This window comes from Pseudomonas sp. 43NM1, from assembly GCF_002836905.1.
GTDB classification, from domain to species: domain Bacteria; phylum Pseudomonadota; class Gammaproteobacteria; order Pseudomonadales; family Pseudomonadaceae; genus Aquipseudomonas; species Aquipseudomonas prosekii.
On record NZ_MKGS01000178.1, the window covers coordinates 19,036 to 30,535 of the forward strand.

Genomic DNA, 11,500 nt, shown 5'->3' on the forward strand with positions numbered 1-11,500 from the left:
GACCGTCGGCCAAATCCACACAAATCCCTGTAGCAGCTGCCGAAGGCTGCGTTCGACTGCGAAGCAGGCGCCTTAACCAAAACCCAGCGACCGCTTCGCGCTCGAACGCAGCCTTCGGCAGCTGCTACATAAATCATCAAAGCGCGGCGTCATTGAGCGCCGAAGTGGCGTGTATGTGAGCGCCGACCTGGCGACTACGGGGCGCGCGTATATACTGCGCGCCATGACTATCGACTCTCCCCTCAGTGCCTGGCAGTACGCCGTCGAGCAGAAGGGCTTCGTCCAGGACGAAGCCCAGGAACACGCCGTCCGGGCGTTGCAAAAATGTCACGACGCCTTGCATCAGGCTTCGCATGAAAGGCGTGCGCCGATTACCGGTGTTTACCTTTGGGGCCCGGTCGGGCGCGGCAAGACGTGGTTGATGGATCAGTTCTACAACACCTTGCGCGTGCCGGCGCGGCGTCAGCATTTCCATCACTTCATGGGCTGGGTGCACCAGCGTTCGTTCCAGCTCACCGGCACCGCTGATCCGCTGAAAGCCCTGGCGCAGGAGCTGGCCAGGGAAGTGCGGGTGCTGTGTTTCGACGAGCTGTTCGTCAACGACATCGGCGACGCGATCATCCTCGGGCGTTTGTTTCAGGTGATGTTCGACGAAGGAGTGGTGGTGGTCTGCACCTCCAATCAGCCGCCGGATCAGTTGTATGCCGATGGCTTCAATCGTGACCGTTTCACCCCGGCCATCGCCGCGATCAAGCAGCATATGCAGGTGGTCGCGGTGGACGGCGGTGAAGATCATCGCCTGCACCCCGGCGCCGCGTTGCAGCGTTATTGGGTGGCGGCGGGCGATCAAACTGGCGGTCTGGCTGAGGCGTTCAAGGTGTTGACGGTCGGCCAGTCGGTGAGCAGCGATCCGGTCAAGGTCGGGCATCGCAGCATCAACGTCGTGCAGGCCAGCGCCACGGTGTTGTGGTGTCGTTACGCCGAGCTTTGCGAGCAACCGCTGGCCGCCATGGACTTCATGGCGCTGTGCGACCGCTTCAACGCTATTCTCATGAGTGACGTGCCCAGCCTCAGCGCGCAGAAACGCGAAGGGCGGATTGCGCGTGGTACTGAGGACGGCGTGGAACGGGTGGCGGCGGGCGATCGCGAGTTGCCGCAATTGTCGGTTCACGATGATGGCGTGCGGCGTTTTATTGCCTTGGTCGACGAGTGCTACGACCGCAAGGTGCCGTTGTATCTTGAGGCCTCGGTGCCGATGGACGCGTTGTACACCGAGGGTTATCTGGAATTCCCGTTCCGTCGCACCCTCAGCCGTTTGCAGGAAATGCAGCTGCAACGTTTTGCCGAGGCTTGAGCACGAGCCTTTGGGCGCGAGAGCGTTTCGATAAGAGAGCCGCGATGATGACTCAACCTCTGTCTCACCATTTGCTGACCATGGCTTATCAGAATGCCTGGGCCAATCACCGTTTGGCCAAGGCTTGGGGCCAGTTGAGCGCGGCGGAACTGGCGGCGCCACGGGTGAGTTTCTTCCCGAGCATTGTCGCTACGCTGAATCACATTTTGACCTGCGACTGGTTTTACGTGGACGCGCTGGAGCGCGAGTTGCGCGGTGACGTGCCGCACCCGGATTGCTACGTGTTTTTCAACGATCAGCAGCCGATCACGCTCGGCGCCGATCTGCGGTACGAGCAAGCGCAGGTGGATCGCCGACTCATCGCTTATTGCGAACAATTGCGCGATGCCGACCTCGGGCGATTGGTGACCATCGCCCGGGAAACCCCGCAGCACGACAGTCGCTTGCGCATGCTTGCGCACCTGTTCGAACACCAACTGCACCATCGCGGGCAAGTTCACGCGATGCTCAGTGGTACGGCGGTCACGCCGCCGCAACTGGACGAGTTTTTTTGCGTGGGAGAGTCGGGTTTGCGGGCTGAGGACTTCGCGGAACTGGGCTGGACGGAAGAGTTGATCTGGGGGCACTGAGCAAATCGCAGGCATAAAAAAAGGCGTCCATCAGGACGCCCAAAGTGTAAGCCCTGGCGTCGGAGCAAGATCGCCAGAGGTCCATCGGTTCAGGGTTTGTAAGTTTCAGTGACTTGCGCGGTTTGGTCATCCGGGACCCGGAGTTCGCCGCTCTGTCGTTGTTCCGCTTGGGTTTGCGCCGTGTTGACCGGGAAGTTGGCCCAGTAATGCTTCATCCGCTCAGCGCCGCCTTCGGCGAATGCGCTGGTGGAACCGAGGGCTAGAAGACCGGCGAGGATCAGGCTGACTCGTTTCATGGTGTATCTCCCACTAAGAATGACGGGGGGCCTTTCATCCGTGATTCGAGGGCGTGGGCGCAGTATCGGCAGGCCCCATTAAGTCGGGGTTAACGGCGATCGGGATGTAGGAAAAGGATGATTCCCACATTTGGCCTGTGGTGACCGCGGCCATTGCAGCAACCGCAACCCCTGTAGGAGTGAGCCTGCTCGCGATGCCGTCAGCAGCCTCGACCGAGATGTTGGGGCTGAAATAGCCATCGCGAGCAGGCTCACTCCTACATTGGTTTTGCGGCGAGCGCAGCAGCTGGGGTCAACCACAAACCCCTGTAGGGGTGAGCTTGCTCGCGATGGCATTGGCAGCCGCACCGATGATGTTGGGGCTGATATGGCCATCGCGAGCAAGCTCGCTCCCACATTTGGCCTGTGGTGACCGCGGCCATTGCAGCCAACCGCAACCCCTGTGGGAGTGAGCCTGCTCGCGATGCCGTCAGCAGCCTCGACCGAGATGTTGGGGCTGAAATAGCCATCGCGAGCAGGCTCACTCCTACATTGGTTTTGCGGCGAGCGCAGCAGCTGGGGTTAACCACAACCCCTGTGGGAGCGAGCTTGCTCGCGATGGGATTGGAAGCCGCACCGGTTATGTTGGGGCTGATATAGCCATCGCGAGCAAGCTCGCTCCCACATTGGTCTGTGGTGACCGCGGCCATTGCAGCCAACCGCGATCCCACAACCGGCAGATTGTGGCGGGGGTTCAGAGTTTCCAGTCCAGGCTCAGTGTTACGGTCCTTGGGTCGCCCCAGTACACGCCGTTATAAAAGCCGACGTTGTCGTAATACCTTTCGTCGAACAGGTTATCGACGTTGAGCGAGGCCGACAGGTGGCGGTCGAACTCGTAGCGCGACATCAGCTTGACCACGGTGTAGGCGCCCTGGCGGATTTTCGCGTTTTCGGTGATCAGGTCGCCGTCGGCATCGCGGCCGATCGGGCGGTTGGATTTGCCCCAGATATCGCTCTGCCAATTCACTGCGCCGCCCACAGTCATCGCGTGCCAGTCGCCCGGCAGGCGATACGCGGTGGAGATACGCAACATGTTCAAGGGCTGCGTGGTGTTGGCCCGCTGCTTTTCACCGTTCGCGGCGTGGGTGTAGGTGTAGCCGGCGGTCATGTTCCAGTCGGTCATTACCTCGCCGGACACTTCCACTTCAAAACCCTGGACCTTCTGGCCCTTGCCACCGGACTTGTAGAACTCCTCACCAGTCGCTGGATCCGGCGGCACCGAGTCATCCAGTTCGGCGACGTTATCCTGCTTGCTCCAAAACACGGCCGTGGCGACGTTCAAGCGTTCGTCCAACAAACTGCCCTTGAGCCCGACTTCATAGTTGCTGCCGATAACCGGTTCGAGGTATTTGCGATTGGCGTCGCGGTTGTCCTGAGGCTTGAAAATGTCGGTGTAGCTGACATACGCGGTGTATTCCGGCGTCAGGTCGTAGAGCAAACCCGCGTACGGCGTCCAGATATCGTTCTGTTGCTGAGTGGTGGTTTCGACGCCGGTCAATTGCAGGTTTTTGTCGTAACGGTAGCTGTGGCTGGCGGTTTTCCAACTGCCGTAACGGCTGCCGAGCACCGCGTGAAATTTGTCGGTCAGGCTCAGACGGGTCGCCACGTAACCGGCCTTTTGCCGGGTGCTGTCGGTGGAGCCGGTGCGAGCGGTGACGGTGTCCGGGAACTTGGCGATATCGCCCATGTATTTCCAGTCAGCGATATTGCCGTAGCCCTTCGGCACGCCGCCCCCGATGGTGTACGGGTTGTCCGAACTACGCTCCGCTTCGCCATAACCGAACATCATTTCGTGCTCGCGCCCGAACAACGAGTAAGGCCCGGCGACGTTTAAGTCGTAGGCTTTCATTTTCTGTTCGCCGACCATGTGCCCGCTGTAGGCACTCATGCCGCTGCGGTCGTCATTCGGGAAACCGGCGCCGCCGTAGTAGACCTTGCCGTCGGTATCGCTTTCGCGGTGGGTGTAGGCCGCTTTCAACTGCCAGCCGCCGCCCAGTTGCTGATCGAGGTTGGCGAACGCGGTTTTGTCCTTCAGCGGCCAGGAGCTCCACGGCGTCGCCATGTTGGTCGAGCGCCCGAGGTTGGCTTTGCCGCCCGACGAGTTCCAGTACGGCACGGTGCCCCACGAGGTGCCCTGAACCTGTTTGTCCTGATAGTCGTAACCGACCGCCAGCACTGTGTCATCGGTCAGATCAGCTTCAAGCACGCCGTAACCGACTTCGCGTTGCATCTGGTAATGATCGCGGAACGATTGGCTGTCGCGATACGCCAGCACGCTGCGCCCGCGCAAGCGACCGTCGAATGCCAGCGGCCCGCCGACGTCGACGTAGCTGTAGTAATCGTCATAACTGCCGCCGCTGACCCCGGTCTGCGCTTGCCATTGCGCGGTCGGGCGCTTGCGCACCATGTTGATCGTGGCGGACGGGTCGCCGGCGCCGGTGGTCAACCCGGTAGCGCCGCGAACCACTTCGATGCGGTCGTAGATGATGGTGTCGGAGTCGGATTTCATCCGCCCGAAGGTGTTGAGCATGCCGTCAATCTGGAAGTTGTTGATGGTGTAGCCGCGCGACGAATAGCTGACGCGGTCCGAGTCGTTGTGCTGGACCACCACGCCGGTGGTCTGGCTCATGGCTTCGGTCAGCGTGCCGAGCTTGAAGTCGTCCATTTGCTGGCGCGTGACCACGGACACCGATTGCGGGGTTTCCTTGATCGACAGGTTGAGCCGCGTCGCGGTGCTCATGGCGCCGGTGGTGTAGGACTCGGTGTGTTCGGTGGTGGTGCCCAGACCTTCGGCGGTGACGTTGGTCGCGGTGAGCTCCAAAGCGCTGGCGGCCGGGTCTTTGTCGAGTTCGGTTTCGGCCAGCAGGTCGGGGCTCAGGGCTGCGCTGCACAGGCCGAGGGTCAAGGTCATGGAACGGGTGATAGGCGCGAACATCGCGGCCGACTCCTTGTCTTCGAGGGAAAAATTCCGTTTGCTCAAAGACGAAGGCGGGCGGGGGGATTTAGGCTAAAACGAGAATTATTATCATCTTTAGGAAAGGACTGTAGGAGCGAAGCTTGCTCGCGAAGGGGCTGGCACATTCAACAATGATGTTGCGTGACAGACCGCTATCGCGAGCAAGCTCAGCTCCTACAGGGGTCGGCACATTCAACGTTGATGTTGCGTGACAGACCGCTTTCGCGAGCAAGCTCAGCTCCTACAGGGGCGCGGGGTTATTGCTTGACCACCGTTGGCTCGGGGAGCACGGGGTTTTTCGGTTTGATCAGGCTGAAGTCGATCAGCGGGCGCTGTTTGCTTTCGTACGGGTTGCCGATCATCAGCGGGCGCGGGGTGAAACTGTCGCTGACCAGGCTTTTGCTGCGATCCAGTTCGTCGAAACTCAACCCGGCCAGATCGGCCCAGGTGTGGATCAAGTGCGAGCTGCTGTAAGGACGGCTCAGGTCGGCGGCAAAATTCCAGTCGTGGCTTTCGCGCCATTTCGGCGAGGCCCACGCCATGAACGGAATGGTGTACATCGGCGCCGTCGGCTTGCTTTCGTTACGCCCGAGGGTCTTGTGGCCCGGGGAGTCGAAAACGTCTTCGCCGTGGTCGGAGAGGTACAACAGGAAGCCGTTCGGATCGGATTTGGCGTAATCCTTGATCAGGCTCGACACCACGAAGTCGTTGTACAACACCGCGTTGTCGTAACTGTTGTAGGTCGGCAATTCGTCGTCATGCACGCCGGGTGGCACGCCGTTGCGGTCCTTGAACTTGTCGAAGGTTGGCGGATAACGGTACTGGTAGCTCATGTGCGTACCGAGCAAATGCACGACGATCAGCTTGCGCGGCGCCGCGTCACCCAAGGCCTTGTTGAACGGCGCAATCACATCGCCATCGTATTGCGCGGCGTTCTGGTTGCGGTTGTTGTTCAGGTACACCTGCTCGTCAGCCTGTTCGGAGAACGTGGTGAGCATGGTGTTGCGCTTGGTCATGGTCTGCTGGTTGGTGATCCAGAAGGTTTTGTAGCCGGCCTGTTTCATCATGCTGACCAGCGACGGCGTCGACAGGTACAGGTCCGGGTTCTCTTCGTCGGCGAAGGTCAACACCTGTTGCAGCGCCTCAATGGTGTAGGGGCGCGGGGTGATGACGTTGTTGAAGATCGCCAGTTGATCCTTGAGCTTGTCCAGTTCCGGGGTGGTTTGGCGGTCGTAACCGTAGAGGCTCATGCGCTGACGGTTGGTCGACTCGCCGATGACCAGCACCAGCGTCTGCGGCTTGTCGGCATCGGCACTCTGGAGGTTTTTCAGCGGCGCGATCTTGCTCGCGCTGTGCAGCATGTCCTGCATGCCGGCCAGGGTGTCGAGGTAACGGTGATAGGCCACGGCCATCTGCCATGGCACGGCCGGCTCGATGCGTGTTTCGAATTTCTCGAAACCGCCGGCGAGGCTGCCGGTGCGCGCGGTTTGCTTGATCAGCGGGTAACCGACCACGGCGATGATGATCGCGGTGGCGGCGACCAGCGCCTGACCGCGCGGCAGGTACACCGGGCGCAAGCGGGTCCACAGGAAGTAGGCGAACAGGGTATGGGCGAGGAACGCCGCAACCATCCACCAGGCAAAGTATTGAGTCATGTACTCGCCAGCTTCAGAGATGTTCGACTCGAACATGATGAAGATGACGCTCTGGGAAAACTCCTGCTGATAGATGAAGAAGTAGCCCAGGCTGGCCATCGAGCAGGCCCACAACACAACGCCGATCAGCGCCGACAACAGGCGCGTGCGCTTGGGGAACAGCAACATCGGCGCGAGCCACACGGCACTCATCACGAAAGCCTGGCGGAACCCGGTGAAACCGGAGGTGCCAGTCAGCTGGATCAGCAGTTGGGTAATACCCGAGAAGTACCAGAAGAACACGAACAGCCAGAGAAATCCGGCCCAATCAAATCCTGTCGCAGACGTTTTGCTGCGTTTGAACACTGCCATTCAGAACTCCCACCGGTATTGTTTAAGCTCCGGCGTCATCAAGCGAACCCACGAAATACCACTGTCCGGGAACCGAACAGCCACAAGGATCGGGAGTATCGCTAGGGGAGTGTGAAAAGTTTGTGAGTTTTGTTCAGGAACGCGACAGGTAGTCCGGCAGCCAATGGCTTTTCATTGACTGCAGGCCTCTGTGGCGAGGGGGTTTACCCCCGTTGGGCCAGCGAAGCGCCCTGTGTTTCTGGAAAAGAATGGGACTGCTGCGCAGTCCAACGGGGGCAAGCCCCCTCGCCACAGGGTCGCTGGCGGAGCTGGGAGGTCAGGCGTTCAACGCGGGCATGGCGTGCCCGGCCACCTGTGCCTGTTGTTGCAACAATTGCCGAAGCTGCACCACCTGGTTTTTCAAGGCGTCGCGCTCGTCTTTCAATTGGCGCAGTTCATCACGACGGATCGTGACGTAGAGAGTTTGTGGGGGACGTGCGGTAACGATTGTGTCCATTGCTCACCTCGCAAATGGCCTGCATCAACTGTGATTGTGTCGTTCTTGCGAGCGACTCCTTCACTATCGGCCGCGATTTTGATTTCTTTTGCCCGTGAATGGAACTTTTTTATTTTTCACGGTCGGTGTGTCTTTAAGACGATTCCCGACGTTATGTGTCTGGAATCGGGCACAATGCCCGGAAACTTCATCCCGGCGCTCTGGACTAACCCACATTAGTCGCGTTGGGCTATAACCTTTGACACACTTTATTTGTAGTAAGGAGCATCAGCACATGCAACTCGGGATTATTGGACTGGGCCGCATGGGCGGTAACATTGCGCGGCGCCTGATGCTCAATGGGCATACCACCGTTGTTTACGACCGCAATACCGCCTTCGTCGAAAACCTCGCCAAAGAGGGTTCCACCGGCGTCGCCGACCTGCCTGCACTGGTCGCCGGCCTGGCCAAGCCACGAGCCATCTGGGTCATGCTGCCGGCCGGCGCACCGACCGAAGACACCATCGACACCCTGAGCAACCTGCTCGAGGCGGGCGACACCATCATCGATGGCGGCAACACCTACTATAAGGACGACATTCGCCGGGCCAAAACCCTCGCGGACAAAGGCCTGCACTACATCGACGTCGGCACCTCCGGCGGCGTCTGGGGCCTGGAGCGCGGCTACTGCATGATGATCGGCGGCGACGCCGAGACAGTCACGCGCCTCGATCCATTGTTCGAAAGCCTGGCGCCGGGCCTGGGTGATATCCCGCGTACCAAGGACCGCAAGTCCGATGACGACCGTGCCGAGCGCGGCTACATTCACGCCGGCCCAGCCGGTTCGGGTCACTTCGTGAAGATGATCCACAACGGCATCGAGTACGGCATGATGCAGGCCTTCGCCGAAGGCTTCGACATTCTCAAGACCAAATCCAGCACGCATCTGCCGGAAGACCAGCGTTTCGACCTCAACGTTGGCGACATCGCCGAAGTCTGGCGCCGTGGCAGCGTGGTCTCTTCGTGGCTGCTCGACCTGACGGCCGACGCCTTGGCCACCGATCCCAAGCTCGACGGCTATTCCGGCGAAGTGGCCGACAGCGGTGAAGGCCGCTGGACCATCGAAGCTGCGATGGAGCAAGCCGTGCCGGTACCGGTGCTGTCGAACTCGCTGTTCTCGCGCTACCGTTCGCGCGGTCAGGGCACCTTCGGCGACAAAATTCTCTCGGCCCAGCGCTTCGGCTTCGGCGGCCACGTGGAGACTCCGAAAAAATGACCCATACGATCCGCAATAAATCCAAAGCAGAACCCGCACCACCGACCACGCTGTTCCTGTTCGGTGCCCATGGTGACCTGGTCAAGCGCTTGCTGATGCCGGCGCTGTACAACCTGAGCCGCGACGGCCTGCTTGGCGATGGATTGCGGATCATCGGCGTTGACCACAACGCCATCAGCGATGAAGCCTTCGCGCAAAAACTCGAAGACTTCATCCGCACCGAAGCGGCGAGCAAAGTCGGCAAGGGCGATCAGCTGCTTGATCCGGCCTTGTGGGCCAAGCTTGCAAAAGGCATCAGCTACGTCCAGGGCGACTTCCTGGACGACAGCACTTATCAAGCCCTGGCGGCGAAAATCGCCGCCAGCGGCACCGGCAATGCGGTGTTCTACCTGGCCACCGCGCCACGTTTCTTCAGCGAAGTGGTGAACCGCCTCGGCAGCGCCGGTTTGCTGATTGAAACCCCGGATGCGTTCAGAAGGGTGGTGATCGAAAAACCGTTCGGCTCCGACCTGCACACCGCCGAAGCGTTGAACGCTTGCCTGCTCAGGGTCATGTCGGAAAAGCAGATCTACCGGATCGACCACTATCTGGGCAAGGAAACCGTGCAGAACATTCTGGTCAGCCGATTCTCCAACAGCCTGTTCGAAGCCTTCTGGAACAACCATTACATCGACCACGTGCAAATCACCGCGGCGGAAACCGTCGGCGTTGAAACCCGTGGCAGTTTTTACGAGCACACCGGCGCATTGCGCGACATGGTGCCCAATCACTTGTTCCAACTGCTGGCGATGGTCGCCATGGAACCGCCGGCCGCGTTCGGCGCCGATGCGGTGCGTGGCGAGAAGGCCAAAGTGGTGGGCGCGATCCGTCCCTGGTCCGTCGAAGAAGCACGGGCCAACTCGGTGCGCGGGCAATACGCTGCCGGCCAAGTCGATGGCAAACCGCTGAGCGGTTACCGCGAGGAAAACAACGTTGCGCCCGACAGCAGCACTGAAACCTACGTCGCGCTGAAAGTGATGATCGATAACTGGCGTTGGGTCGGCGTGCCGTTCTACCTGCGCACCGGCAAGCGCATGAGCGTGCGCGACACCGAAATCGTCATCTGCTTCAAACCGGCGCCTTACGCGCAGTTCCGCGACACCGAAGTCGATGAGTTGCAGCCGACTTACCTGCGCATCCAGATCCAGCCGAACGAAGGCATGTGGTTCGACCTGCTGGCCAAGCGGCCAGGGCCGGCGTTGAAAATGGCCAACATCGAGCTGGGTTTCGCCTACAAGGATTTCTTCGAAATGCAGCCGTCCACCGGCTACGAGACGCTGATCTACGACTGCCTGACTGGCGACCAGACGCTGTTCCAGCGCGCCGACAACATCGAGAACGGCTGGCGCGCCGTACAACCGTTCCTCGACGCCTGGCAGCAGGACGCGCGCGTTGAAACCTACGCCGCCGGCGAGGACGGCCCACAAGCCGCCGAAGATCTGCTGACCCGCGACGGTCGCGTGTGGCATAGCCTCGGATGAGTGACGACGTGAAACATCCCATCCGTTTTCTGCTCAGCGACATGGACGGCACGTTGCTGCTGCCCGATCACAGCCTCAGCCAGCGCACCATCGAAGCGGTCCGCGCCTTGCGTGAGGCCGGCGTGCTGTTCAGCCTGGCCACCGGCCGTCCGCCCAAAGCCATGTTGCAGCAGATCGAAGCCCTGGGCGTCGACCTGCCGACCGCCGCGTTCAATGGCGGGACCATCGTCAAACCCGACGGCACGTTGCTGGTCGCGCATTATTTGCCGGTGACTGCCGCGCTGACTGCACTGGCACTGTTTGCTGATCGCCCGGACATCGAAATCTGGGTGTTCAGCGGCGGCGACTGGCTGCTCAAAGACCCGCACGGCCCGATGGTCCCGCGCGAACAGAGCGGCTTGGGTTATCCGCCAGTAGTGGTCGAGAGTTTTGAGCCGTATCTGCAGAAGATCGACAAGATCGTCGCCACCAGCAACAACGCGCAGTTGTTGATCGAACTGGAAGCGCTGCTGCTGCCGAAAGTCGACGGGCAGGCGCAGGTGTCGCGTTCGCAGCCGATTTATCTGGACGTGACAGCGATGCAAGCCAACAAGGGTGATGCGCTGGCGACCTTGGCCGACTACCTCGGCGTGCCGCTGGAGCAAACGGCGGCGATGGGTGATGGCGGCAACGACCCGGCGATGTTTCATCGTGCCGGGTTGTCGATCGCCATGGGCCAGGCTGAAGAAACGGTCAAACGCCAGGCCGACGTCGTCACCGGCGCCAACACCGAGGACGGCGCCGCGCAAGCAATCGAGCGCTACATCCTGCCCCGCACGTAAAATCACCGCAAAACGATCGCGGCGCAGTCGGGATCAGCCGAAATAGCGGGCGACCACCGCGCGATAACGGCCGTCCAGCGAATACCCGCCGACGACGATTCGTCCATCGTCCTGCACCGCGAGCGAGG

The 11,500-nt window shown here is 60.6% G+C and carries 9 protein-coding genes; 5 read left to right on the top strand and 4 right to left on the bottom strand.

The window, feature by feature from the left end; translation table 11 throughout:
• Positions 1–223 precede the first annotated feature (223 nt).
• The gene (gene zapE, locus BI292_RS22870) at positions 224–1,354 is read left to right on the top strand and encodes a cell division protein ZapE (protein ID WP_101209271.1); all 1,131 of its coding nucleotides are present in this window, start codon (positions 224–226) and stop codon (positions 1,352–1,354) included.
• 47 nt (positions 1,355–1,401) lie between these two features.
• Positions 1,402–1,983, top strand: a complete 582-nt coding sequence (locus BI292_RS22875; protein WP_101209278.1) for a DinB family protein — start codon at positions 1,402–1,404, stop codon at positions 1,981–1,983.
• An 89-nt stretch (positions 1,984–2,072) separates the two neighbouring features.
• On the opposite strand, the gene BI292_RS22880 is transcribed toward BI292_RS22875, so the two are convergent.
• The 4 genes from BI292_RS22880 to BI292_RS22900 form a co-directional block, all read right to left on the bottom strand.
• Positions 2,073–2,279 (bottom strand): hypothetical protein, encoded by a 207-nt coding sequence (locus BI292_RS22880; RefSeq protein ID WP_092280887.1) that lies wholly within the window; start codon positions 2,277–2,279, stop codon positions 2,073–2,075.
• 733 nt (positions 2,280–3,012) lie between these two features.
• Positions 3,013–5,253: a TonB-dependent siderophore receptor gene (locus BI292_RS22885; protein WP_101209272.1), complete on the bottom strand. Its 2,241-nt coding sequence runs from the start codon at positions 5,251–5,253 to the stop codon at positions 3,013–3,015.
• Positions 5,254–5,531: 278 nt separating this feature from the next.
• Positions 5,532–7,280, bottom strand: a complete 1,749-nt coding sequence (locus BI292_RS22895; protein WP_101209274.1) for a phosphoethanolamine transferase CptA — start codon at positions 7,278–7,280, stop codon at positions 5,532–5,534.
• Positions 7,281–7,596: 316 nt separating this feature from the next.
• On the bottom strand, positions 7,597–7,776 hold the full coding sequence (locus BI292_RS22900) for a DUF6026 family protein (protein ID WP_101209275.1): 180 nt from the start codon (positions 7,774–7,776) through the stop codon (positions 7,597–7,599).
• A gap of 274 nt (positions 7,777–8,050) precedes the next feature.
• Here BI292_RS22900 and gnd point away from each other — a divergent pair, with 274 nt between their 5' ends.
• The 3 genes from gnd to BI292_RS22915 are packed head-to-tail and all read left to right on the top strand — an operon-like array spanning position 8,051 to position 11,372.
• On the top strand, positions 8,051–9,031 hold the full coding sequence (gnd, locus tag BI292_RS22905) for a phosphogluconate dehydrogenase (NAD(+)-dependent, decarboxylating) (protein ID WP_092280895.1): 981 nt from the start codon (positions 8,051–8,053) through the stop codon (positions 9,029–9,031).
• A complete protein-coding gene (gene zwf, locus BI292_RS22910; RefSeq protein WP_101209276.1) occupies positions 9,028–10,551 on the top strand; it encodes a glucose-6-phosphate dehydrogenase in 1,524 nt (507 codons plus the stop codon). Before gnd ends, zwf begins: the two co-directional genes overlap by 4 nt.
• Positions 10,548–11,372 (top strand): HAD family hydrolase, encoded by an 825-nt coding sequence (locus BI292_RS22915; protein ID WP_092280899.1) that lies wholly within the window; start codon positions 10,548–10,550, stop codon positions 11,370–11,372. Before zwf ends, BI292_RS22915 begins: the two co-directional genes overlap by 4 nt.
• Positions 11,373–11,500 lie beyond the last annotated feature (128 nt).

Excerpts from the sequence above, each read along its gene's own strand:
- BI292_RS22885 (WP_101209272.1), bottom strand. The coding sequence starts at position 5,253 with ATGTTCGCGCCTATCACCCGTTCCATGACCTTGACCCTCGGCCTGTGC.
- BI292_RS22895 (WP_101209274.1), bottom strand. The coding sequence starts at position 7,280 with ATGGCAGTGTTCAAACGCAGCAAAACGTCTGCGACAGGATTTGATTGG.
- zwf (WP_101209276.1), top strand. The coding sequence starts at position 9,028 with ATGACCCATACGATCCGCAATAAATCCAAAGCAGAACCCGCACCACCG.
- BI292_RS22875 (WP_101209278.1), top strand. The coding sequence starts at position 1,402 with ATGACTCAACCTCTGTCTCACCATTTGCTGACCATGGCTTATCAGAAT.
- BI292_RS22880 (WP_092280887.1), bottom strand. The coding sequence starts at position 2,279 with ATGAAACGAGTCAGCCTGATCCTCGCCGGTCTTCTAGCCCTCGGTTCC.
- gnd (WP_092280895.1), top strand. The coding sequence starts at position 8,051 with ATGCAACTCGGGATTATTGGACTGGGCCGCATGGGCGGTAACATTGCG.
- BI292_RS22915 (WP_092280899.1), top strand. The coding sequence starts at position 10,548 with ATGAGTGACGACGTGAAACATCCCATCCGTTTTCTGCTCAGCGACATG.
- BI292_RS22900 (WP_101209275.1), bottom strand. The coding sequence starts at position 7,776 with ATGGACACAATCGTTACCGCACGTCCCCCACAAACTCTCTACGTCACG.
- zapE (WP_101209271.1), top strand. The coding sequence starts at position 224 with ATGACTATCGACTCTCCCCTCAGTGCCTGGCAGTACGCCGTCGAGCAG.